A 22,861-nucleotide genomic window follows, 5' to 3' on the forward strand; every position below is an offset into this window, starting at 1 on the left:
CAGCCGCGCCTATTTCTTGGCGCCGCCGAGGCCGGTCCGGGTCATCTCGCCCCAGCCCTGGTTGCCGCGCAGGAACTGCCACCAGCCCTTCACGCGCCAGAAATTGTTGAGCTGGCGGTAGCCGAAATTCTCGATCACGGCGACCGCCGTCAGCACGGCAAGGTCTCGCGCACGTGGGAAGCGCTGCAGTTCGGCTTCTTCGAGCACCAGCGAACAGACGCTGACGCAGACGCCGTAGGTGAAGACGAGCGAGGTGAAGGCGAGCAGATATTCGCCGGACAGGATGCCGAGCAGCCAGAAGGCCGGGATCAGGATATAGCCCAGCACCTCGGCCACCGGGCCGAGCACGTCGACGATCAGGATGTGGCCGAAGCCGAGGAAGCCGACGCGGCCATAGCGCGGGTTGAACAGCATCGAACGGTAGCGGAAGAAGCATTCGAGCGCGCCGCGCTGCCAGCGCGTGCGCTGCCTGGCCAGCACGCTCAACGTCTCCGGCGCCTCGGTCCAGCACACCGGCTCGGGGACGAACTGGATGCGGTATTTGCGCTTGGTATCGCGCATGTGGCGGTGCAGCTTGATGACGAGGTCGAGGTCCTCGCCCATCGAGCCCTTGGTGAAGCCGCCGACCGCCACCACTTCGGCGCGGCGGAACATGCCGAAGGCGCCGGAGACCAGCATCAGCGTGTTGATGCGGCTCCAGGCCAGCCTGGCCATCAGGAAGGCGCGCAGATATTCGACCACCTGCAACAGCGGCAGCAGGCGCCACGGCAGGTGCACCTCGCGCACCCTGCCCGCCTCGATCGTCGAGCCATTGGCGATGCGAATGGTGCCACCGACCGCGATGGTGCGCTCGGGGTCGTCGATGAAGGGCTGCGCGGCGCGCATCAGCGCGTCGGGCTCGAGGATGGAATCGCCGTCGATGACGCAGAAGACCGGCGCGCGGCAGACATTGATGCCAGCGTTCTGGGCGTCGGCCTTGCCGCCATTCTCCTTGTCGACCACGAACAGCCGCTCGGTCATCGGCGAGGAATAGAGGCCGCGGATCGGCTGGTGCGCCAGTTCCTCCTCGTAGGGCCGGTGGAACTTCACCAGCCTGAAGGCGTCGATCAGGCGCTGCAGCGTGTCGTCCTTCGAGCCGTCGTTGATGACGATCACCTCGAAATTCGGATATTCGAGCGCCAGCATGGAATGGACGCTCTCGACCACGTTCAGTGCCTCGTTGTAGGCGGGCACCAAAAGCGCGATCGGCGGCGCGACGTCGCCGTAGCGGTGCCAGAGCAGCGCCGAGCGCGCCACCGGCGGGCGCATGGACAGCGCGTAGGCGGCGACGATGAGCTGCAACAGGTAGATCGCCGTTTGCGCCAGCCCGGCCCCGATGATGAACCAGGACAGGATTGAGGCTGTCAGAACGATCTGGTGGCTCCAGTCGGCGATCATGTGGCAGGGCCCTCGGCAAGGATGAGCGAGGCGGTGCGCTGGCTGCGCGAGACGTCGCTGGCGGCCATCGCGCGCAGCATCTTTTCGCCGGGCTGGCCGAAGGAGCGCAGCGCGTTGGCGGCGGCATAGCGCACGGTCCACACCTCGTCGTCCATCAGCCCGGCGAGCGTCGCAGCGAGTTCGCTGAGGCCGAGGCGGCCGGCGGCGTCGGCGGCGTCGGCGCGCACGTCGAGGTCGTCGCTCGCCATCGCGCTCGCCAGGATGGACGGCGCGTCGGCATGGCCGGTCAGGCCGAGCGCGCGGAGCGCGGCGGCGGCGACCTCGGGTGAGGCATCGCCGGCGAGGCTGGCGAAGAAATCGGCGAAGCCGAAGCCGCCGGCGCGGGCCAGCGCTTCGATCGCGGCCGCCCTGACGACTGGCACGCCGTCCGCGCGCGATGCATGCACCGCAAGCTCGTTGAAGCGCGTCCGCGGAAAGCGCCTGAACAGCTCGATGACGCGCCGCGAGCGCTGCCCCGCCACGCCGATATTGTCCAGTACGAAGTCGAGCAGCGGCAGGCTGCCGAGATCGCTGAGCGCGATGGCCGCGGCGATCCTGACTTCGCGCGAGCGGTCCTCGGCCAGCGCCGAAAGCAGGCGTGCCGACGCATCCTCCGAATCCAGCGCCGCGAGCATCTCGGCGGCGTGGATGCGTTCGGCGACGTTGCCTCGTTCAAGCTGCCTGCCGACACGGGCCGGCATGCCGCATTCCTTGAAGGCGGCAAGGACGTCGTCGTGCTCCGCGCCGCGCAGCAGCGACAGGAATTCGAAGCCGGCATTGATCGCCACCCCGGCCGGCACCGCGAGGATGGCCGCCTTCAGGGCCTCGCGGTCGCGGTTTTCGGTGAAGGCGATCAGCGCCGTCAGAAGCTGGCGCCGCTGATCGGCGTTGGCCGTGCCGCGGCGCTCCTGCAGCACCCGGCGCAGGATCAGGATCAGCATGATCGCGATGGAAAGCGCGCCAAGCAGGATGGAGAGGTCCCAGACGTACCACATGGTCAGAACCGCGCGGTCAGGCCGAGCCCGACGATGGTTCGGTCGAATGTCGGGCGTTGCTCATGCGCGATGCTGGCGCGCAGCGTCAGCGGATCGGTGACGTCGAAGGAAACGCCGCCAAAGACGGTGCGCGTCGGCACCAGCGTGCCGTCGGAGATTTCCGGCGCGTCGGCGTAGCCGCCGAAGACGTTGAAGCGCTGCGTCACCGCGAGGTCGGCGCGCAGCACATAGCCGTCGGCGCGGGTGCCGATATCGTCCTCGGCATGCACCCAGCGGGCGGACAGCCCGAGCCGGCCGTCGAAAATGTAGCCCTGCACCCAGGGCGAGACGGTGGTGACGCCGGTATCGGCGAAATCGTCGTAGCGGGCGTCGATGTTGAGCGAGACCGGTCCGAACGCTTTCGCCGGCGCCACGACCTGCCAGGACGCGCCAGCGCCGATCGAATAGCGCGCCAGGAAATCGGCATCCGGCGTTGCGGCTGCCAGCGCATAGGCGGAGAAGGCGGGCGAAAATGCCTGGTCGATGCGGCCCTCGACCTGGACGTCGGTGTGTCCGTAGCGGGTCGCCACCCGCGTGCGGCCTGAAAGGGTCGTCGCCGGCGACAGCCGATAGGCAAGGCCGGCCGCGCTGTCGGTCCAGTCGCCGAGGCCGCCCGTGAGGTCGCTGACCTCCGTGCCGATGTCGAGCCGCCATTTGCGCGGCGGCGGCACCGCCAGCCGCTGCTCGATCTCGGCGGAGCCGGGCTCGATGGCGAGCGCCTGGTTGTAGGCTGCCCGCGCGGCCGCGTCGTCGCCCTCGGCGCGGCGGACGTCGCCGATCCCCAACAGCGCCTCCGCATTGCGCGGATCGATCGCAAGCACGCGATCGAATGATTGCCCGGCCCGCGTGTAGTCCGCTTCGAGAAGAGAAATCCTGGCGTCGAGGTTCAGCGCCTCGACATTGTCCGGCGCTGAGGCCAGCACGTCATCGACTATCGCGCGGGCGCGCGGCACGTCGCCTTGCCAGATCGCCAGGCGGACCTTGCCGAGTCGGGCGTCGAGCAAGCCGGGCTTGATCGCCAGGGCCCGGTCGAAGAACTGCCCGGCCTCGTCGAAGCGCTGGCCGGCGCCAGCGACCAGGCCAAGGGCGACCAGGACGTCGGTGTTCCTCGGCGCCAGCTTTAGCGCCCGGCGATAGGCCCGCTCGGCCTCGGCCAGCTTGCCCGCGGCCTTGAGCCGCCTGCCCTGCTCCATCAGCCCGGCGACGGGATCGGGCCGCCACAGCGGCGCCGTCTTCGCGGACGCTGCCGTCGCCGGAGCCGGCTTGGGCTTGCCGCCGGCCGCCTGCTTTGCCTTGCGGATGGTCTCGACCAGCGTGGCGGCATCGGCATTGCCGGGCTCGGCGCCCGCCGCCTTCTCGGCCAGCGGCAGCGCGGCATCCAGATTGCCGGAGCGGAACTCGACCTCGGCCAGGCCGAAGCTGGCATCCATATAGGTCGGGGCGAGCGACAGCGCCCTGGAGAAGGCGTCGCGCGCGGCCGGCAGATCGTTGCGGCCGAGCTCGACAAAGCCGAGCTGCACCAGGGCATCGGCATTGTCGGGCTTCAGCGCCAACGCGCGCTTGAGCAGATCCGCCGCCTCGTCGAAATGCTGGGCCTGCCTCGCCTTGACGCCGGACGCGTAAAGCTCGTCGACCGTCTGGGCCCATGAAACACCGGGAGGCGCGGCCATTGCCAGGAACATGCATGCGGCAAGGGCTGCGCGCCGGCTTTGCCGCATCAGCGTTTCTTCCGCGCGATCAGGCGCGCCAGCCGGGCCAGCAGCTCCTCGGGGATGAACGGCTTCACAAGATAGTCGTCGGCGCCCTTTTCGAGCGCCGAGACGATGTCCTTTTCGGCCTTGCGGGCGGTCAGCATGACGACGGGGGTTTCGGACAGGTTGGGGTCGCCCTTGATGCGCGCAAGCACCTCGATGCCGTCCGCCTTGGGCATCATGGCGTCGAGCACGATGATGTCGGGCCCGTCGCGCTCCGCCTTCGAAAGCGCTTCGGCCCCGTCCACCGCCTTGATGACCTCGTATCCCTTCGCCCGCAGCCTGAATTCCATCAGCTCGAGCAACAAGGGATCGTCATCGCAGATCAGAACTCTTGCCTTCGCTCCATCCACCTGTGCTGCTCCGGTTCCATCGCCCCCCGGAGTGATCAATCAACGAACCGCCATCCGCCAATGTGGTCCACGCCCATAGTTCCGCGCGGGCCGCAGGCCCGCAACACCCGTGCGATCATAGTTATAGCCGATTCGCGACGGCCGCATTTCGCTACAATCAGTAGATGAATAAGTCGGCATGGTATATGAGCCGTAAACGGCGCCGCACAGCTTCCCGCCGATGCGGCCGCCGGGAAGCCCGAACAGCCCGTCAGCGCGCGCGCAGCGCCAGCAGCTTCCCGACCTCAGCGGCGAGCGCCAGCGGGTCGAAGGGTTTGGCGATGACCCCGACCGCCCCCATGGCCAGATAATGTTCAACCTGATGCGTCTGGGTGCGCGCCGTGATGAACGCCACGGGAATCGATGCCGTAAGCGGCGAGGCGGCCAGCCGCTTCAGCGTCTCCGGCCCATCCATGTCCGGCATCATCACGTCGAGCAGGATGAGGTTGGGCTGCCAGTCGGCGGCGACCGCCAGCGCTTGGGCGCCCGAAGAGCAGGACCGCACCTCGAACCGAGGCTCGAGCTCCAGCGACATCTGCGCGATTTCGCGGATGTCGTCCTCGTCGTCCACATAGAGGATCCTTGCCGACATCAATGTCACTCCCCTGCTTGCGCGGTGGATTTCGCCGCGTTGCGAGACGCAACCAACATGCGCCGGACCAGCTTGGCGACATCGATCTCCGACGCCCTGGTCTTGGTCATCATCGCCTGCACCCGGTCGCCGAGTTTCTCGTCCATCTCCGCCGCCGAGAACACGATGACTCGGGTTTCCTGCGGCAGATCGATGAGCAGGTCCAGCCCCGACCCGTCGGGAAGCGCGATGTCCAGGATGACCAGGTCGAAGCGATGCTTGGCGACCGCCCGCCGCGCCTCCTGCAGCGTTTTCGCCGAGGCGATCAAGACGTCCGGACCCAGCCCCGCCGACATCACGGCAAGCACGCCCTCGTCGTCCTCGACGTGGAGGATCCTCGGCCTGCGCTCGACCTTGCCGGCGACGATCTTGGAGAGAGCGGCGTGAAGCCGCTTCGAGTCCACCGGCTTCTCCAGCCAGTCGACGATGCCGACGGCGGTGCCGTTGAGTGAGCGCTTGGCCTCATCGGCGACGGCGGAGATGACGATGACCGAGATGTCGGAATTCACCGGTGACGCCCTGATGTCGTGGAAGAGCTTGATGCCGGATTCACCCGCCAGCCTGATGTCGAGCGTCAGCGCCACATAATCACGGGAGCGCAGCAGCGCCATGGCGGTGTCGATGTCGGGGGCGACGTCGCTGGAAAAGCCCTCCGCATCGAGCAGTGCTGCGATCACCGCCGCGACATCGGTCTCGTCCTCGCAGATGAGGACACGCAGGCGGCCATCGCGCGGCCGCGACCGGCGCTCCGTCGAAACCGGCTTGTCAGGCTGCCTCTGCGCCTCGGCGAGGTCGACATGGAACGAGGTTCCCTTGCCTTCCTCGGTCTCGAAGGAAACGGCGCCGCCGAGCTTTTCGACGATGGTCTTGACGATGCTCAGGCCGAGGCCGGTGCCGCCCTGCTTGCGGGTGCTGGAGGCATCCGCCTGCTCGAACTTGCCGAAGATGCGGCTGCGGAATGCCTCGGGAATGCCGGCGCCCTGATCGATCACCGAGATGCGCAGCATGTCGCGATCGCGGCGCTCGAGTTTCACCGTCACGGTGCCGTCGGCGTTGGAGAACTTGATCGCATTCGACAGCAGATTGGCCATCACCTGATGCAGGCGATCCTCGTCGATGTTGGCCTCGGCGCGCGGGGCATCGTCGACCAGGACGATGCGGATCCCGCCGTCGGCCCGGTAGTTGGAGCTGGCGGCAATGGCCTGCTCCAGCAGGGGGCGGACGGGCATCTGCTTGATCTTGAAGGCGATCACGCCCGATTCGATCTTCTCCATGTCGAGGATGTCGTTGATGAGAAGAACCAGCCGCTCGCTGTTGTTGTGGGCGATGTTGATGAGGTTGGCGACCTTTGGCGGCAGCTCGCCCGCCACGCCGGCCGCGATCAGGCCGAGCGAACCGCGGATCGACGTCAGCGGGGTGCGCAATTCGTGGCTGACCGTCGAGATGAAATCGTTCTTGAGCTGGGTATTGCGTTTCTGCTCGGTGATGTCGCGATTGTAGGTGATGACGCCGGTGATCTTGCCGGCCTCGTCGCGGAACGGCGCCTTCAGCGTGTAGAGCCAGCCCTGCTTGCCGTCCGGGAAAATCGCCGGCTGGTCGATGCGCAGCGTCTGGCCGGCCTCCAGCGCGCCCATCTCGTCCTGCCGGAAGCGCTCCGCCACATCCTTCGGGTAGAAATCGAAATCCGTCTTGCCGATCAGGTTCTCGACCGAGGTGGCGTTCACCATTTCGGCGGTCGCCGGATTGGCGGCGATGAAGCGGCCGTCGACGTCCTTTATGTTCAGGCAATCCGGCAGCTCGCGAACCATGGCCCGGTAGATCATGTTGGACATGACAAGATCGCGCCGCCGCTGCTGGCGGTCGAGCAGCACGCTGACGATGATGGTGCTGAGGAAGCGAAACACAAGCGACGGGAACGTGCTCTGCTGTACCATGCCGGCGACGACTTGCGGGGGAATGACCAGGAGCGTGATCAGTCCGGCGAGAGCGACCGACACGCCGAGGCCGAATATGTGGAAGATGGTGCGCGACCGGGCCGCGACGATGTGATGCCAGGCAATGCCGACGACAGCCGTGATGAGGATGCCCACGATCCCGATGCTCGCGCCCTGGCCGCCGAGATGGATGCGATAGGCAATGGAGCCGGCCGTGGCGATGACCATGGCCGGCCATCCGCCGAAGAAGGCGGCGGCGGCGATGAAGGCGGCGCGCAGATCGACGATGAAGCCGGAGACGGAGAGCGCCGTCGCCATGGAAATGACCGCGCCCGTGCACATCACCACGCCGAGAACCAGCGACTGCCTGCGCTGCGAGAGACGCCCGGTAAAATCCGCCACAAGATCCCAGGCGACCACCAGGATGGAGACCAGGGCAAGATTGGTGAGGAGTGAGCGCCAGATATCGGTCATGACTTTCCGGCTCCTTTTTTCCGATAGATACCGGCAAAACCTATCCGAGGTCTAAAGAGCCGTGGACCGGTCTGAGCGACAATGGGACAGGCCGAAACGCCGAATCGGCGACCAGTGCGAAGCGTCAGGCCGACGCGATCATCGCCCAGCGAACGGCATATGTCGACGACCTCCGGCCGCGAAGGGGCTTCAGGCGAGGTGGCGGAAGTTCGACGGCGGCTGCGCCACCCAGGCCTCGATCTCGCGCGTGACGAAGGCGGCGGCCTGGTGGTGGATGAAGTGGCCGGCACCGGGCAGCGCCAGCACGGAAGAGACGTTGTCGACCTCGCGGAACGTGCCGTCGAAGGCGCTGGCCGGAACATAGGGATCGTCGGTGCCGAACAGGGCAAGGGTCGGCGCCCTGATCAACGGCAGCGGGCCGATGTCGGGCACCCTGCCCAGCGGAATATTGGCCCTGTAGTAGTTCAGCACCGCCTCCGGATCGGATTGCCGAAGCGACGCCACGAGCGCCTGTCTATCGTCCACGTCGGCAACCCAGCTGGCAAGCTCGTCCGGCGTGGGCAGGGCTGCCACACCGGCTTCCTGGAAGCGGCGCACGTAACCGAAATATCCGGAATTGGCTGGATCGGCTATGGCCCGAAGATAGTTGCGCGGATGGGGACTGGAGAGAGTTATGAGGTGGCGTACCGCCGACGGCACGCGCATGGCCAGCCACCAGGCGATGGTTCCTCCCCAGTCGTGGCCGACGATTGAAGCCTGGGAGAGTCGTTCCGCCATGAGGATGGACAGCACGTCTTGAACGAGGTTCGGCAGCAACGCGTAGTTTGCATGTCCCCTCGGCCTGTCGCTTAGCCCGAATCCGCGCAGATCCGGCGCCAGGACCCTGAAGTTGCCGCATAGAGATTCGATCTGACGGCGCCAGCCAAGACCATGGTCGGGAAACCCGTGCAGAAAAACGATCGGCGGGCCGGAGCCCGCCGCGATGTAATGCAACCTAACGTTCCCGTTCGATGCGAACCTGGACTCGAAAGCCGTAACCGAAGCCACCCTGACCGGCCGCTGCGATCACATCTTGACTTCGAGGCGCAGGAACGGACCCTGGAATATCTGGTTCTCGTGGTCGGCATTCACAAGAAGGTTGTGCCATGCCTCGATCTTGTAGCCGGCGGTCAAGGTCGTGTTCGGCATCGGCGTCCAGCTCAAGCCGGCCGACGCATCGAGGTTAGAGACCGTTTCGCTCGAGCTCTCACTGAACAGCGTTGCGGAAGCATGCATGTCAGGGTTTGTCTGCGTGACACTGCCACCAACACGGTTGGTGCGGCGGCCCCACATCACGGAGCCTGAAACGGCGCCCGTCAGGCCCCAGTTTTCGCCGACCGGGTAATAAGCCTCGGCACCAACCCTTGGACCGATGCCCCAGTATTCGGACGAGCCAACCTTGTCGGCGGAAATGCCCTTGTCGGCAGGATTGTCAGGCGTAAACGTCTCGGAGAAGTCGAACACCTTTTCGTCCGCATGTGCGATCCGCAGGCCGCCAAAGAAGCGGATGTCAGCCTGCTGTGCCTTGACGTGCTTGCCGACGTCGAAATCGAACGCCTGAAAGGCGTAGCCGTCGCCGTAACGAGCGCTAATGGTACCGTCTGGATCGGTGACAGGCCCCTCGCCAAGAAGGACCGACCGGTGCTTGCCGACATGAAAGGTGCCGGAAAGACGCCAATCCAGCCCCGGGGAAATCTGCTTGGTCAACGCTACTGACCCGGAGATGTCGCCGTTGCTGTTGCCCAGCTTGTCGCTGCTGAGCTTGTCGTCCTTGTGGACATTGTTCCAGAAATAGGCGCCTTCGAACGACATCTTGATGCGCGCATCGATGACCGCCGGGTCCGATGGTTGCGCCTCTCCGGCATGAGCCGTGGCCACGCCGATGGTTGTCACGGAGGCAGCCGATGCCGCCACCGTTGCTAAAAGTTTGCCCTGTACTTGAGCCCGCATGCTTATCCCCACCCCAGATTCTCGCGGCTGCCAATATTGCAGAGACTCGGATAACGGCCTATTGCCGAGAGGATGCCCCGACACTTTGCCGCGTCAGTGTAACATCTTTGCAACAGCAATAAAAAGCACAATGACTAGAGATAGTTAGCGCCAGACGATGACAAACGGGGGCTTCGTGGACAATCCAGCGCAAATTGAAGGCTTTCTGAACAATCTTGCCTACGCGCTCTTTGCCCAGAGCGGCCAGATCACCCCCGAGCCTCGTGAAATCGGCAATCTCGCGGTCTTCGACCACCCAGACGCGGTCGACAGGATCGCCAAGGCCCCCAACCTGTTTCGCAAGAACTTCTCGCTGATTTCCGCCCTCGGCTTCAGCCGCTTCAACACCAATGACGAGGAGTGGGCGACAAGGCGCTCAATCACGCAAGACAGTTACCTCGCTGCGGCGAAGCCCGCCCAGGTGCAAAGCGTGTCCGATATCTTCGCCTCGTGCTTCAGCGTCTGCGAAACGTCCCTGGCCGGCATCCAGGAGGCGCTGTTCGCTGGCGCCCTGACCATCTTCTATCAGGCGTTCAGACTTGTGGCTGAGCCCCGGCCGACGGCGGCATTGCTCGACCGGACCCGCGAGGTGCTGCGCCGCCTGCAATATTACTCCTGGGTCACGCCGACCGATGCTGAGCGCACCAGCGTCATCAGCGGCGCCCGCGCGGTCATAGCCGAGTTCGGAGCGCAGCTGATGGCGGACCCACGATCGGCGGCGCAAATGCGCCGCTTCTCCGAGAAATCGGGCGGGATCGACAGCTTCTCGCCCATCGAAGAGTTCGTGATGAACCTTTTCGCGGGCGTCGAAACCACCGTGACGACGGTGCTGTGGGTGATCGACAGGCTCGGCGCCAACCAGAAAGTACAGGAGCGTATCCACGACGAGATCGCCGGCGCCAAGGCCGACACGCCGTTCACCGACTGCTTCATCAACGAAACGATGCGGTATTTTCCGCCCATTCCGTTCCTGACGCGCGAGGTGAGCGCCGACACGGTAATCGACGGCGTGGCGCTGAGGGCCGGACAACTCATCATGCTTTCCATCGTTGGCGCGCACCAGCATCCCGAGTTCTGGGAGAACCCGCGGACATTCGATGCCAGCCGCAAGGAATTCATCGACAATAGTTTCGACCGTCGCGCCTTCATCCCGTTCCTGACCGGGCCGCGCATGTGCGGCGGCGCACGCCTTGGCCGGCTCGAGGTCGAGCAAGCGGTTCGCGCGGTGGTGCGGCAGTTCGCATTCGCCCGCACCGACGACATTATCCGCTTCGACTATGCGCTGGCATTGCGCCCGGCGAGCGGCATGGCGGTCGTGGTGTCAAGGCGCTGACAAGGGCCGGTCCGGTTCGCCAGGCATGTCGCGCCACAGGTCCCGGATCAGGCTTCCGAATTGCCTTGCGATGATCCTCTTCATGTCCGCATCGTGCTGATAGCGCGCGCTTGCCTCGATGGCGGCCTTGTCCAGATCATGGGCCGGAAACCAATTTCGCATCGTCGCTCGCACATTCTCGTACGGGCTGGCGACAAAATCCTCATAGACGACATCGACTACCCTCATGGGATCAATGGTCGAGAGGTAGTTCCGCCACATGACCTCAGAGTCGGCGATATGGCGAACCGTATCGATGACCGCCTTCTGGCTTATCGTCTTCAACTTCGGGATTCCCGGCAGCGTATCTCCGCCATCGAACGGTTGCCCGGTATAGAGCATCGCAAGCAGGCTGACGGTCTGTTCAACCTTGTTGCGTCGGGACAGGAACACATAAAATGACCTTGTATCGTCCTGGCCGATCGCGTTGCGCGCGAAGTTCAGATTGCCTGCGAACAGCTTTGCCGCGAACACGCCATTGACCGAGCGTCTTGCCAGAAGTTGCCGTCCGTATGACGCTGCCGCGCGATCGAGTGCCGGGACGTCGATGGCATCGTGGCCGGTCCAGCGGCGCAGGAGCGGCAGCGCAAACTGCCACTGGAAGTACTCGGTGGGCAGACCGAGCCCGAAATGCTTCAGCACCCGACAGTAGGAATGGCCGGCAGTTCGCGGCGTCGTGCAAATCAGGATCTTGATCGGATTGCCATCCGACCCAGCTTGATCGAAAGCAGCCGATAGCAGCTTGCCGTATGCTTCCTCGAAGTGCATTGCCGATCCCCAAAGGCAGCGCCAGTTCAAACGGCGGACAGGAAACCCAGGATCAAGAAAGCCTGATCAATCGTCATCAGCGAGGGCGGGCTGTCCGCATCAATGTTGTCGACGATACAGATGTCTGGCCGGACGCGACGCGTCCGCTCCAAGGCGCTCCTGTCGATGAATTCGCTCTTTCGCCCATACATTAGCAACATCCGCGCATCCAGCTTGGCCACCATGGGAAACAGATCGTATGCACGTCCGGTCATTGTCGCGAAATTTTCGGTCGCGGCCGGATCATAGGCCAGCCGAACGCCGTCGGTGCCGCTGGCGATGCGGTTCTCGATATAGCGGCTTAGAACCACTTCCTCGACGGAGCCCATCGCGGCGCTTGCGGCACGCAGATAGTCCCTCGCCGCGGCGCGCGTCTCGAAGGTCAGCGTGCTTTCCCGGATGACCCCGTCTCTCAGGGCGTCGACCTTCGGGCCGCCGATCATGGGAACATCATTGAGGACTATCCGATCGACACGGCCACGGTTTGCATGGAGGAACAGCGTCAGGATCAGCCCGCCCCATGATGTGCCGATGAAGTGGTTCTCCTTGCCGGCAAACCGACCGAGCGCGCGCAAGCACCTGGAATAGAGATCGATGTCGTAACCCGCACCAAGAAACGCGCTGCGCCCACGCCCAAGCAGATCGGGGCAGATCACCAGATAGCCGTTGCGGCAAAGAAAGGTCGCGAGATAATCGAAATCGGCGCCGTTCCCAGTAAAACCGTGGAGGCAATAGACAGTCCCACGAGACTGGCCGGCCGGCTGCCAAATGCGCACGAACATCGACGCATAACGGTCGCCGAGGCGGATCAGAATCTCCTGGGTGAGCCCCTCGCCGGGCGCGGCCTGGTCCATCATGCATCCCGCTTGCGCACGGCGCGTTTCATGGCGCCACGGGCATCGATGAAGTCGCGCTTCCAGTAGACCGACTTGTCGAGGTTGAGCAGTTTCGCCTCCTTGATCAGCGGCAGGATGTGCGAGGACGAGCGCGTGGCCATAACGGTTGCGGCAATTGCGCTGCCGCCAGGATCGGGATTGAGCGGGCCATTGTTCGCGACCCATGTTTCGGCGATCTCGCGGCTGGTCACGACCCAGCCGACGTAGGCGACGATCGCATCGTCAATGGCGCCGACGAGATGCGATTGCTGCTCGATCTGGTAGCGCAACGACTTCACCATCTGGCCAAATTCGTAGCCGTCGAAGGGCGGATGGTGCGCAATGAAGTTGCAGACCAGACCAAGCGAGAACGGGTTGAACGGAACGCGGGTGAAAAGAAGCTTGCTCATGCGGACTCAAGATGTTTCAAACGGGCGCGAGATTATGATGAGGAACCGGGGCGAGCTAGAGGGAAAAGAGCGAGGCGAATAGCTGTGTCGTCGCGATCTTGACTGCAAGAGTGGCTACTGCCGACGGGAGAGCATCATGAGAAAGCTCATCATCACGGAGTTCATCAGCGTCGACGGCATCGCCGAGGTCGAGAAGTTGCCGAACGTCACCTGGAACGACGAGATGAACGCGTTCAAGGAGGACGAACTCGCCGACAGCGGCGCCATGCTTCTCGGCCGCACGACCTACGAGATCTTTGCCGGTTCATGGCCCTCCGAAACCGGTGACTTCGCCGACCGCTTCAACGCGCTGCCGAAATATGTCGCCTCGACCAGCCTGCAGGCGATCGACTGGCAACCGGCGCAATTGCTCGCAGGCCCCCTGCCCGAAGCGGTCGCCAGCCTGAAGCAGACAAACGGCGGCAACATCTATGTGCATGGCAGCTTGAGCATTGCGCGGCAGTTGCTCAGCCATGGCCTCGTCGATCGCCTGAGGCTGCTCGTCTATCCGGGCGCCGTCGGCCAGGGCAAGCCGTTGTTCCCGACCGAGGAGCCGCTCGCGCTGGAGCTGATCTCGGCCGTCCCGTTCAGCAATGGCGTGGTGGCGCTGGAGTATGCGCCGGTCGCGAAGGGTTAGTAGCCTGCTCCAAAGGCTGGGCATCGCCGGGCCAGGAAGCAGCGCGGCGCCGCGGACGTGAAGGCTCCGCTCTGTCTATTGCTTTAGGAAAGCTGCCGTCATCGAACGATCGGGGGCAAGGAGCCCCCGATTGCTGTTCGGACGAGATTTACGCCAGCTCGTCAGATGAGGAAGACGCTGGCGTCCGGATGCGTCTGGTTGTTCATCGCATCGAAGGCGTTGGCGATATCGTTGATCCCCGGTTGACCGGTCAGGCCGAAATTGGAGGTCGGGGCGTTGGTGTCGTTAAGGACGTCCCGCACCGCGGCGATCACCTCGCCCGGTTGCAGCGTGTGGTCGTCGTTCGTGTCAATCTGATTGAGAATTGCGATGATGGCCGGGTTCGAACTGGTCGCCGCGGAGAAACTGAAATTGAGTTCCGGTTTACCGCCGGGGCCGTCGGGCACGGCAGTGACGGCAGCGGAGAGATACGCCGCCGCCGAGGAGCGTTCGAGGTGGTTCACCCCACCGCCCTTGGCTCCCAACGCATCCGCGATCGAGGGCGTTCCTGGAATCTTCGACAGGTTCTGGAACTCGAAGATGGTCTCGAAGGAAGTGTTGGAGTTCCAGCCCGAGTGGAACTCGCCTAGCTCCTGGGTCAAGATATCGAGGTGGTTCTTCCAGAAGCCCGGCGTCAGGCCCTGGCCGGCCGGCGGCAGGAAGTTTGTGAAGTCGTTGCCGGTGTCGGTGCCACCGCTGCCGGGATTGTCGACCGTCTGCACGAGGATCCCGGTCTGCTGCGAGCCGTCCGGCACGACCTCGTAGATGTTCTTGCCGACATCGGCCAGCGTCAGTCCGCCGATCGACCAGGCGCCGCCGGCCCCCGTCGTCGTCGAGCGGTCGCCGGCGCTGAGATCGCCGCTGTTGTCGTCGTCGATGAAGATGGTCACCGGATCATGCGACCAGGCGGTGTCGTCGGCGCTTGTGCCGTCGCCGGTCAGGTCCTCGTACTTGGTGCCACTGATCGAGAAGTCGAGGAAGTTGGTGAAGTCGTTGCCGCTGTCGGTGCCGCCGCTGCCGGGGTTGCCGACGGTCTGCACCAGGGTGCCGGTCTGCTGCGAGCCGTCCGGCACGACCTCGTAGATGTTCTTGCCGACATCGGCCAGCGTCAGACCGCCGATCGACCAGTTGCCGGAGGCGTCGGTCGTCGTCGAGCGGTCGCCGGCGCTGAGATCGCCGCTGTTGTCGTCGTCGATGAAGATCGTCACCGGATCATGCGACCAGGCGGTGTCGTCGGCGCTTGTGCCGTCGCCGGTCAGGTCCTCGTACTTGGTGCCACTGATCGAGAAGTCATGGAAATTGGCGAAGTCCATCCCCGACTGGTCCTCGCCTGACAGGCCATCGATCGTGTAGCCCGCTTGGCCGAGCGTCTGCACATAGCCGCCCGGCAGTTGTTCATAGACCTTCAACCCATCAAAGGTGGCGTCCAAGCCGGTGAACGACCACGTGCCGTTGGCCGCCGTTGTCGTCGTGAGATCATCGGCGCTCAAGTCGCCGCTATTGTCCTTGTCGATGAAGATCGTCACGCCGCCGAGGCCGGCATCGCCCGTCGTCTGGCTGTCGCCATTGGCATCCAGGTATTTCGTGCCCGAAATCCCGAACGTCACCAGGTTGTTGGGATTCGTGCCCCATTCCTCGAAGCCCGAGCCTGTCTGCCAGTCGCCAGCCTGGCCGCCAAACGCCGAGTAGACGTAAACATATTGATGATCGGCATCCTGGAGAAATTCGCTGTCTTTGATCAAGACGCGGATGTCGCTGTCGCCGCTGCCCGAAGACAGGCTGGAATTCAGCGCAACCCAAACATCGCCGCTGGCATCCAGATTGTAGACGAGATGCTCGCCGGTTACGCCGAAACCGCTGCCTGGAGTGTATGGGGTGTTCTCGGAAACCGGCACGTGCCCCATGCCCAGATTTCCAGAGGTCTCCTGGTAAATCTGCAGGCTGTCCAGCGAAATGAATTCGCCGTTGCTGCCATTTTGTTCGTTGGAGTCAAGCAGAAATTCCCGATAGGCCACGCCGTCGACTATGACGATAGGAATATCGCTTAAAAGCAAGGCCTTGTTGTGCTGCGCGCTCGTGTTCTCGTTGTACTGCGGGCTGAGAACATCGCCATAGGTGCCGCCGCGATCGTAGTTGTAGCCCTGCTCCGTAGGGGGATTGTTCGGGCCCTGAACTTGGACAAAGGCATCGAAGGTGCCAGTCCCTGACGATTGTCCGAAGTCTGTTTTGACTTGATAGACTTGGAACTTTGCGTCGCCGACATTGAAGCCAGCGAGTGTCGTGGCATTTCGCACCGTCAAGTCGGCTGCCGCGCCGGAAGCGTCTGGGGGAGGAGGAGGAGCATCGGTGAAGTTCACGGTCGCGACCCGGCCGTCTGCCTGGTCTGTCGCTGTGAGCACGAACGCCTGGTTCGCCGCGTCGCTGTTGACGTACCACGAGGTCTGGATCTTGCCGTTGACTGTACCATCGAGATCGCCGGCGCCGCCATCGGTGACGACCCAGGGCGTACCAGTCCCGGTCAGATCATAGGTGAGCACATCGTCCGCGGTGCCGAGAACGCCGTCGGCGCCGGCGCTGACATGGGCAACCGAAAATGTGAGCGAGCCGCCGTCCCCGACGTCGGTGGCGGTGATCCCCACGGTCTCGCCGGGCGCGTAGTCCGCGTCCGCCTGGTCTATCGTAACCGCAAGCGGCGGAACGGGGTCGGAAGAAGCCGGATCGGTGCTTCCGGTCTCGGTGGAATCAAGGGTTGCGAGCAGATCGTTGGTCAGATTGTCGCTGATATCGCTAGACGTCATTTCATTTCCCCTAGCTTCGTATTCGGTTGCTGATCGTGGCTGCTGTTTTCTCTTGGCTGCTGTTTTCCCGCCGTGGCGGGCTCACTCTCTGAAGGCTCGGGTGATCTGGTCCCGCAATGGCTTGACCAGGTAGGAGATCACCGAACGGTCCTCGGTCTTGATGAAGGATTCCACCGGCATGCCGGGCACCAGCTTGACCTCGCCGAGGCGCGCGACTTCCGCGGCGGTCGTCCTGATACGCACGGTGTAATAGCTGGCACCAGTGCGCTGATCGGTGGCGATGTCGGGCGAGGTCCTTTCGACCACGCCGTCGATTTGCGGCGTCGTGCGGGTGTTGAATGCCGAAAAGCGCAGCGAGGCCGACTGGCCGACCCATAGCTTGTCGATGTCGCTGGGGGCGATCTTGGCCTCCACCGCCAGGCTGTCATTGTCCGGTACGACCTGCATGATCGTCTGTCCGGGCGTGATCACGCCGCCGATCGTATAGGCGAGCGACTGCTGCACGACGCCGTCCTGCGGGGCGCGGATGTCGACACGCTTCAACTGGTCCTCGGCGGCGACCTTGCGCTCGATGAGCTCGCCCATCTTGCCGTCGATGTCGCGCAGGTCCCGGTTCACTTCGGTGCTGAGGTCGAGGTCGATCTGGATGATCTGCAGCTTGATCTCGGCGATGCGCCCTTGCGCCTGCGCCAGCGCGGCGATGAGCTGGCCGCGTTCGCCATCGAGGCGTGTCGCCTCGCGCTCGGTCGAGGTCAGGCGATCGATGGAGATGAGCTTCTTGCCCCAAAGCGTGCGCACGGAAGCGAGCTCCTTTTGCACCAGCTGGATTTCCTTGCTTTTGGCTTCCATCTGCGCGGTGTCGCCGGCGATCTCCTTCTCGAGCTGGACGATGCGTTCGCCGAGCTGGCCCTTCTGGCCGGCGCGGGAGGTGCGCCGCGTGTCGAAGTGCTGCGTCTCGCCGGAGATCGCCTCGGCGACGTCGGGATCGGCCGAGCGATCGAGGAGGTCCCGGGGAAACTCGATGCCGTCCGTGCCCCGGCGCTCGGCATCGAGACGGGCCTTGCGCGCCATGAGCTGGTCGAGCGCCTTGCTCACCACCGCAAGATTGGCGGCCGGCACGGTGCGGTCGAGACTCAGCAAAAGGTCACCGGCCTTCACGCGGTCACCGTCGCGAGCGTCGATCTCGGCCACGACGCCCCCGGTCGCATGCTGCACGTTCTTGACGTGCGAACCGACGACCAGCGTGCCTGGAGCGATCACCGCGCCGGCGATCTCGGTGACCGAGGCCCAGCCGCCCACACCACCTCCAAGCAGGAGCACGGCGCCGAGCCCAAGGCGAGTGTAGAAACGGATCGAAGCGTGGGCGTTGCCGGGCGCGGCCATGTCAGTTCCCTCCCCCGGTCCGGGCGGCGACCGCGGGGGTCGTTTCCGCGGATGCCCGCTGCGGCGGGTTGCTTGACGGGACCGAGCGCAGCATCGGGAACATCTTGGCGAAGACCTCCTCCTTCGGTCCGAATTCGTGCACGCGCCCCTGCTTCATCGCCATGATGAAATCGACGGCGGTCAGCACGTTCGGGCGATGGGCGACGATGACGACAACGCCGCCGCGCTCGCGAACGCCGAGCATCGCGCGGATCAAGGCCTGCTCGCCGTCCATGTCGAGGTTGGAATTCGGCTCGTCGAGCACGACCAGGAACGGATCGCGATAGAGCGCGCGAGCCAATGCGATGCGCTGGCGCTGGCCGGCCGAAAGCGCCTCGCCATGCTCACCGATCTCGGTTTCATAACCCTGGCGGAAGCCGACGATCAGGTCATGCGCGCCGGCGGCCTTGGCCGCGGCGATGATTGCTGCCGGGTCGGCGTCCATCTCGAAGCGGGAGATGTTTTCGGCGACCGTGCCGGCAAACAGCTCCACATCCTGCGGCAGGTAGCCGATATGGCGGCCGCGCGCCTGCGACGACCATTGGTCGAGGTCGGCGCCATCGAGCTTGACGCGGCCGCCGACGGATTGCCAGGCCCCGACCAGAGCCCGCACCAAGGTGGACTTGCCCGAGCCGCTCGGCCCGATGATGCCGAGCCCATGGCCGGCTTCCATGGCGAAGCTGGCGTCCTGCACCAGCAGCCGCTGCAGGCCCGGAGCCGTAATGGCGGCATTCTGCATCACCACGCTGGCGCTGGGGGCCGGCAGCAATAGGGGTTCGGTTTCGGCGGGCATGACCGCCAGCACCTTGGTCAGGCGTTGCCAGCCCTGGCGCGCGCCGACGAAACCTTTCCAGTTGGCGATCGCCAGATCGACCGGCGCCAGCGCCCGGCCGCTGAGGATGGAAGCGGCGATGATGACGCCCGCCGATGCCTCCTGCTCGATCACCAGCCAAGCGCCGATGCCGAGCATCGACGACTGCAGCAGCATGCGCAGCACTTTCGACACCGCGCCGAAGCTGCCGGCAACGTCGCTGACCTTGCGCTGGTCGGCGATGAATTCGACGTTGGCATCCTGCCAGCGCGACGCCAGCCCGCCAGCCATGCCCATGGCGGCGACCACTTCGGCATTGCGGGTGCCTGCAGCGATGAGCCCGCCGCGCCGGTTGCCGCTCAAGGTTGCGGCCGATACCGGTTGTCGCGTCAGCCGCTCGGCAAGCAGGGTCAGCACGACCAGCACGACCGCGCCGAGCAGCGCCGCGGCGCCAAGCACCCAGTGGAACATGAAGATGATGATCAGGTAGAGGGGCAGCCATGGCAGGTCGAAAAGCGCCGTCGGTCCCATGCCTGACAGGAAGCCGCGCACGCTGTCGAGATCGCGCATCGGCTGCAGGCTGTCAGCCCCGCGCGCGGCCTTCAGCGGCAATCTCAGCATCGAGGTATAGACGCGATGGCCAAGCGCCTCGTCGAGCGCCCCGCCGATGCGCACCAGCACCCGCGCCCGCACGAAATCGAGGAAACCCTGCCCACAATAAAGGATGACGAGCAATATCGAGATGCCGACAAGCGTCGGCAGGCTGCGGCTCGGCAGCACGCGATCATAGACCTCGAGCATGTAGAGCGAGCCGGCAAGCATCAGCACGTTGAGCATGCCGCTGAACAGTCCGACCGCAATGAAGGCCGACCGGCAACTGGCAAGCGCAGCGGCCAGTTCGGAGGGAGCGGGATTGGCCTTCCGCGCGGCCGGCCTCGCCGATGGCTTGCCCGGCGCGGCGGTCCGACCGGGTGGGTCGCCAACGGGTTTTTGCCTGCCGTCGCCGCGGGCGCGAAACATGGCCAGGCTGCCGATACCCGCCATCGCCACCGCGACGAGCGTCCAGCCCATCGACGCAAGCCCGCTGAAGCCGGACAGAAAGAAACCGGCGACGCAAACGACGACGGCGAAGCCGAAAAGCCTGACCTTCGCCTGCGCCGAAGCAAACGCTGCTTTGCTCAACAACCCGAGCGACGCCTTACTGAACCCCGCAGTCACGACTTGCCTCTCCCATCAGGGACGAGTCAGCTGCGCGCAACGGCGCGCAACGCGGCTGACTGGCCATGGCAACAGCGCCGAGATTCAGCGCTCAAGTCCGAGAGGGAGGAGGATCGGCGTTGCGTCTGGCAACCCGCGGCAGCGGCCGGCGAACTGCAAAACGCGACAGCGCCTCACGACGACTGGCGGCTCGATGGTGATGCGGCGGCGACTGATATGTCGCCGCGCGGTTCCCTTCCCTGTAGCGCCGTAACTCGTTGTTGCCGGTCGGGAGATTGTTTACGCTACTATATTAGAACATTATTAACTCTATCTGGGCGTGCGTCAACGGGCATTTCGACGAAGATTCGGCCCGGTGAAGTTGAAGTATATGGGAGTATAACGCCGGGCGAAGCGGACGGAGCTGATTCGCTCACACCACCTTCTTGCCGCGCTTGCCGCCGTGCTCTGCAACCGCCTTCTCGACGGCGCGTTTCAGTTCATCCTTGATCTCGACCGTCTCGGCCATCAGCGTCTCGATCTTCAGGAAATCGAGCACGCGGTATTTCGAGACGGCCGGGCGGATGAGGATGTCGGGCGGACACTGCCTCAGCTTGTTGGCGATGATCGACTGCATCATCAGTTGCGTGGCGCCGTACATCAAATCGACGGTGGTCGGGTGCCTGCGCTCGGCCTCGCTCGGCGCGCCGACGACGTCGATGGCGATGACGATGTCGGCGTCCTTTTCGATGAGGTCGAACGGCACCGGGTTGTAGATGCCGCCGTCGATCAGCACGCGGCCATCGCGGGTCACCGGCCGGAACACCGCCGGAATGGCCGCCGAGGCAGCCAATGCGGAATGCAGATCGCCGTCCTCGAAGACCGCAAGCTTGTGGCCGAAATAGTCGGTCGCCGTCACCTTGAGCGGGATCTTCAGTTCCGCGAAGGTTTCGGGGATGGCGTCGGGCAGGAATGCCTTCAGGATGCGCTCGACATTGAACTGGCTGACGCGGATGCCGCTCTCCATCGCCTCGGCGATGGTGCCCGGCCGCGCCCGCCACATGCGCGAGGCCACCTCGGCGCGGCGGCCGAGGATCGAGCGGGCATAGTCGTGGATGTCCTTGCCGGTCATGCCGGAGGCCATGCCGGCGCCCATGATGGCGCCGATCGAGGAGCCGGCGATGGCCACCGGCCTGATGCCGAGCTCGTCCAGCGCCTCGATGGCGTGGATGTGCGCCAGGCCCCGCGCGCCGCCGCCGCCGAAGGCAACGCCGAAGGTGGGGCCGCTGGTCATCCCTTGCCGCCTCCCGCAGCCTTGGCGAGTGGCGGCCCGACGACCATGATCGCCGGCGCGGGCGACAGCAGCTTCTTCGCCGCCGCCTTGACGTCATCCAGCGTCACCGCATTGATGAGGCCGGCGCGGCGCTGCAGATAGTCGATGCCCAGCCTGTCGAGCTGCAGTTCCACCAAGGTCGCCGCGATGGAGCCGGAGGAGTCCAGATTGTTGATGGCATAGGCGCCGATCATGTATTTCTTGGCGGCGTCGAGCTCAGCCTCTGTCGGACCTTGTTCGGCCAATGTCTTGACCACGTCGCGCACAATCGCAAGCGTCTCCGACGCGCGGTCGGAGCGAGTCGCGGTGGTGATGATCAGCGCGTTGGAATGCTGGTGGTCGACCAGGTTGGAATCGACGCCATAGGCAAGGCCGCGCTTCTCGCGCACCTCGTCATAGAGGCGCGAGGTGAAGGTGCCGCCGCCGAGGATCTCGTTCATCAGCACCGCGGCGAAGAAATCCGGCGCGCTGCGCTTCACGCCGGGATAGGCGAACTGCAGCGAGGTCTGCGGCAGGTCGTAGTCGACCTCCACCTGCTGGCCAAGCTTGGGTTGGGTGTCGGCGATGGCGGCGAGCGCCTGCCTCTGCGGCAGGTCGCCGAACAGTTGGTCGAGCTTCCGCTTCAATGACGCGGCGTCGATGTCGCCGACCACGGCGACATGCAGGCCGTCGCGGGCGAAGCTCGCCCTGTGGAAGGCGCCGAGATCCGCCGGCGCGATCGCTGCGATGCTCTCCCTGGTGCCTTCGTCCGGCCTGGAATAGGGATGCTCGCCATAGATGGCGCGCAGCCATTTGCGCTGGGCGATCGCATTGGGGTCGCGCTCATTGGCGACGATGCCCGCCAGCACCTGGGCGCGCACGCGGTCGAGCGGCGCCTGGTCGAAGCGGGGCTTGTTGACCGCGAGCGTCAAGAGATCGAAGGCGGCGTCCTTCTGTTCCGACAGCATGCGCATCGAGCCGTAAATGCCGTCTCGCTGCGGCTCGAAGCTCATCTCGGCGCCGGCATCGTCGAGCTTCACCTGGAAGGCGTCGCTGTCGAGGTCTCCGGCGCCCTCGTCGAACAGGCCGGTCATCAGATTGGCCAGCCCCTCCTTGCCCGCCGGATCCTGCGCGGTGCCGCCATCGAAGACGAAGCGGATGGCGATGATCGGCACCGTGTGGTCCTCGACCAGCCAGGCGGTGATGCCCTTGTCGGACTTCACCTCCTGGATGTTCATGCCGGCATGCGCGGCGAGCGCGGGCAGGATCAGGAAGAAGATCGCAAAGCAAAGGGTGGCGAGGGCGCGCAGCGCCTTTCCTTCTCCCCTTGTGGGAGAAGGTGTCGCCGAAGGCGACGGATGAGGGGTGTTGGAAGAAACGAACCGTGGGCGGTCCTGCCAGCACCCCTCATCCGTCTCGGCG

At 64.7% G+C, this 22,861-nt stretch carries 18 protein-coding genes; 2 read left to right on the top strand and 16 right to left on the bottom strand.

The window, feature by feature from the left end; all coding sequences use genetic code 11:
* Nucleotides 1-9: 9 nt before the first annotated feature.
* The 8 genes from EN857_RS25075 to EN857_RS25110 all read right to left on the bottom strand — a co-directional run bounded on the left by EN857_RS25075 (nucleotide 10) and on the right by EN857_RS25110 (nucleotide 9,681).
* On the bottom strand, nucleotides 10-1,437 hold the full coding sequence (locus EN857_RS25075; RefSeq protein ID WP_187331447.1) for a glycosyltransferase: 1,428 nt from the start codon (nucleotides 1,435-1,437) through the stop codon (nucleotides 10-12).
* Nucleotides 1,434-2,471 (bottom strand): HEAT repeat domain-containing protein, encoded by a 1,038-nt coding sequence (locus EN857_RS25080; RefSeq protein ID WP_127311022.1) that lies wholly within the window; start codon nucleotides 2,469-2,471, stop codon nucleotides 1,434-1,436. Before EN857_RS25080 ends, EN857_RS25075 begins: the two co-directional genes overlap by 4 nt.
* 2 nt (nucleotides 2,472-2,473) lie before the next feature.
* Entirely contained in the window at nucleotides 2,474-4,228 is a 1,755-nt protein-coding gene (locus EN857_RS25085; protein ID WP_135859297.1) for a YaiO family outer membrane beta-barrel protein, read from the bottom strand.
* The gene (locus EN857_RS25090; RefSeq protein ID WP_127285144.1) at nucleotides 4,228-4,614 is read right to left on the bottom strand and encodes a response regulator; all 387 of its coding nucleotides are present in this window, start codon (nucleotides 4,612-4,614) and stop codon (nucleotides 4,228-4,230) included. Before EN857_RS25090 ends, EN857_RS25085 begins: the two co-directional genes overlap by 1 nt.
* Before the next feature lie 250 nt (nucleotides 4,615-4,864).
* Nucleotides 4,865-5,245 (bottom strand): response regulator, encoded by a 381-nt coding sequence (locus EN857_RS25095; RefSeq protein ID WP_127285145.1) that lies wholly within the window; start codon nucleotides 5,243-5,245, stop codon nucleotides 4,865-4,867.
* 5 nt (nucleotides 5,246-5,250) lie between these two features.
* Entirely contained in the window at nucleotides 5,251-7,692 is a 2,442-nt protein-coding gene (locus EN857_RS25100; protein WP_127393346.1) for an ATP-binding protein, read from the bottom strand.
* Nucleotides 7,693-7,881: 189 nt separating this feature from the next.
* A complete protein-coding gene (locus tag EN857_RS25105; RefSeq protein ID WP_189379571.1) occupies nucleotides 7,882-8,685 on the bottom strand; it encodes an alpha/beta hydrolase in 804 nt (267 codons plus the stop codon).
* A 72-nt stretch (nucleotides 8,686-8,757) separates the two neighbouring features.
* Complete coding sequence (locus EN857_RS25110) at nucleotides 8,758-9,681, bottom strand: Lpg1974 family pore-forming outer membrane protein (protein WP_127393194.1); 924 nt, start codon at nucleotides 9,679-9,681, stop codon at nucleotides 8,758-8,760.
* 175 nt (nucleotides 9,682-9,856) lie between these two features.
* Here EN857_RS25110 and EN857_RS25115 point away from each other — a divergent pair, with 175 nt between their 5' ends.
* Nucleotides 9,857-11,053 carry a cytochrome P450 gene (locus tag EN857_RS25115; RefSeq protein ID WP_189379573.1) on the top strand — a complete coding sequence of 399 codons (1,197 nt, stop codon included), beginning with the start codon at nucleotides 9,857-9,859 and terminating at the stop codon, nucleotides 11,051-11,053.
* Here the strand turns inward: EN857_RS25115 and EN857_RS25120 are convergent.
* From EN857_RS25120 to EN857_RS34890, 3 genes are read right to left on the bottom strand one after another with little or no spacing between them, the layout of a single operon-like run.
* Nucleotides 11,042-11,860, bottom strand: a complete 819-nt coding sequence (locus tag EN857_RS25120; protein ID WP_127393196.1) for a Stf0 family sulfotransferase — start codon at nucleotides 11,858-11,860, stop codon at nucleotides 11,042-11,044. The two genes, EN857_RS25115 and EN857_RS25120, sit on opposite strands and share 12 nt — an antisense overlap.
* 26 nt (nucleotides 11,861-11,886) lie before the next feature.
* On the bottom strand, nucleotides 11,887-12,756 hold the full coding sequence (locus EN857_RS25125) for an alpha/beta hydrolase (protein ID WP_187331450.1): 870 nt from the start codon (nucleotides 12,754-12,756) through the stop codon (nucleotides 11,887-11,889).
* Nucleotides 12,753-13,184, bottom strand: coding sequence for a hypothetical protein (locus EN857_RS34890; protein WP_187331451.1), 432 nt, complete (start codon nucleotides 13,182-13,184; stop codon nucleotides 12,753-12,755). Before EN857_RS34890 ends, EN857_RS25125 begins: the two co-directional genes overlap by 4 nt.
* Before the next feature lie 136 nt (nucleotides 13,185-13,320).
* Here EN857_RS34890 and EN857_RS25130 point away from each other — a divergent pair, with 136 nt between their 5' ends.
* Nucleotides 13,321-13,860, top strand: a complete 540-nt coding sequence (locus EN857_RS25130; protein ID WP_127393198.1) for a dihydrofolate reductase family protein — start codon at nucleotides 13,321-13,323, stop codon at nucleotides 13,858-13,860.
* A 161-nt stretch (nucleotides 13,861-14,021) separates the two neighbouring features.
* Here the strand turns inward: EN857_RS25130 and EN857_RS25135 are convergent, their stop codons facing one another.
* The 5 genes from EN857_RS25135 to EN857_RS25155 form a co-directional block, all read right to left on the bottom strand.
* Nucleotides 14,022-16,436: a hypothetical protein gene (locus EN857_RS25135; RefSeq protein WP_210235147.1), complete on the bottom strand. Its 2,415-nt coding sequence runs from the start codon at nucleotides 16,434-16,436 to the stop codon at nucleotides 14,022-14,024.
* 342 nt (nucleotides 16,437-16,778) lie between these two features.
* Entirely contained in the window at nucleotides 16,779-18,080 is a 1,302-nt protein-coding gene (locus tag EN857_RS25140; protein WP_127394011.1) for an HlyD family type I secretion periplasmic adaptor subunit, read from the bottom strand.
* A gap of 1 nt (nucleotide 18,081) precedes the next feature.
* A complete protein-coding gene (locus EN857_RS25145; protein ID WP_281015752.1) occupies nucleotides 18,082-20,112 on the bottom strand; it encodes a type I secretion system permease/ATPase in 2,031 nt (676 codons plus the stop codon).
* Nucleotides 20,113-20,560: 448 nt separating this feature from the next.
* Nucleotides 20,561-21,421 (bottom strand): patatin-like phospholipase family protein, encoded by an 861-nt coding sequence (locus EN857_RS25150; protein WP_127392267.1) that lies wholly within the window; start codon nucleotides 21,419-21,421, stop codon nucleotides 20,561-20,563.
* A complete protein-coding gene (locus tag EN857_RS25155) occupies nucleotides 21,418-22,749 on the bottom strand; it encodes a pitrilysin family protein (protein WP_189523012.1) in 1,332 nt (443 codons plus the stop codon). The genes EN857_RS25150 and EN857_RS25155 overlap by 4 nt, the downstream gene beginning before the upstream one ends.
* Nucleotides 22,750-22,861 lie beyond the last annotated feature (112 nt).

Origin of the sequence: Mesorhizobium sp. M4B.F.Ca.ET.214.01.1.1, from assembly GCF_004791545.1 — a bacterium.
Taxonomy (GTDB): Bacteria; Pseudomonadota; Alphaproteobacteria; order Rhizobiales; family Rhizobiaceae; genus Mesorhizobium; species Mesorhizobium abyssinicae.

What these genes read in the sequence shown, in the direction of transcription:
- EN857_RS25080 (WP_127311022.1), bottom strand. Translation starts at nt 2,471, where the DNA reads ATGTGGTACGTCTGGGACCTCTCCATCCTGCTTGGCGCGCTTTCCATC.
- EN857_RS25140 (WP_127394011.1), bottom strand. Translation starts at nt 18,080, where the DNA reads ATGGCCGCGCCCGGCAACGCCCACGCTTCGATCCGTTTCTACACTCGC.
- EN857_RS25110 (WP_127393194.1), bottom strand. Translation starts at nt 9,681, where the DNA reads ATGCGGGCTCAAGTACAGGGCAAACTTTTAGCAACGGTGGCGGCATCG.
- EN857_RS25095 (WP_127285145.1), bottom strand. Translation starts at nt 5,245, where the DNA reads ATGTCGGCAAGGATCCTCTATGTGGACGACGAGGACGACATCCGCGAA.
- EN857_RS34890 (WP_187331451.1), bottom strand. Translation starts at nt 13,184, where the DNA reads ATGAGCAAGCTTCTTTTCACCCGCGTTCCGTTCAACCCGTTCTCGCTT.
- EN857_RS25150 (WP_127392267.1), bottom strand. Translation starts at nt 21,421, where the DNA reads ATGACCAGCGGCCCCACCTTCGGCGTTGCCTTCGGCGGCGGCGGCGCG.
- EN857_RS25120 (WP_127393196.1), bottom strand. Translation starts at nt 11,860, where the DNA reads ATGCACTTCGAGGAAGCATACGGCAAGCTGCTATCGGCTGCTTTCGAT.
- EN857_RS25085 (WP_135859297.1), bottom strand. Translation starts at nt 4,228, where the DNA reads ATGCGGCAAAGCCGGCGCGCAGCCCTTGCCGCATGCATGTTCCTGGCA.
- EN857_RS25125 (WP_187331450.1), bottom strand. Translation starts at nt 12,756, where the DNA reads ATGATGGACCAGGCCGCGCCCGGCGAGGGGCTCACCCAGGAGATTCTG.
- EN857_RS25075 (WP_187331447.1), bottom strand. Translation starts at nt 1,437, where the DNA reads ATGATCGCCGACTGGAGCCACCAGATCGTTCTGACAGCCTCAATCCTG.
- EN857_RS25100 (WP_127393346.1), bottom strand. Translation starts at nt 7,692, where the DNA reads ATGACCGATATCTGGCGCTCACTCCTCACCAATCTTGCCCTGGTCTCC.
- EN857_RS25130 (WP_127393198.1), top strand. Translation starts at nt 13,321, where the DNA reads ATGAGAAAGCTCATCATCACGGAGTTCATCAGCGTCGACGGCATCGCC.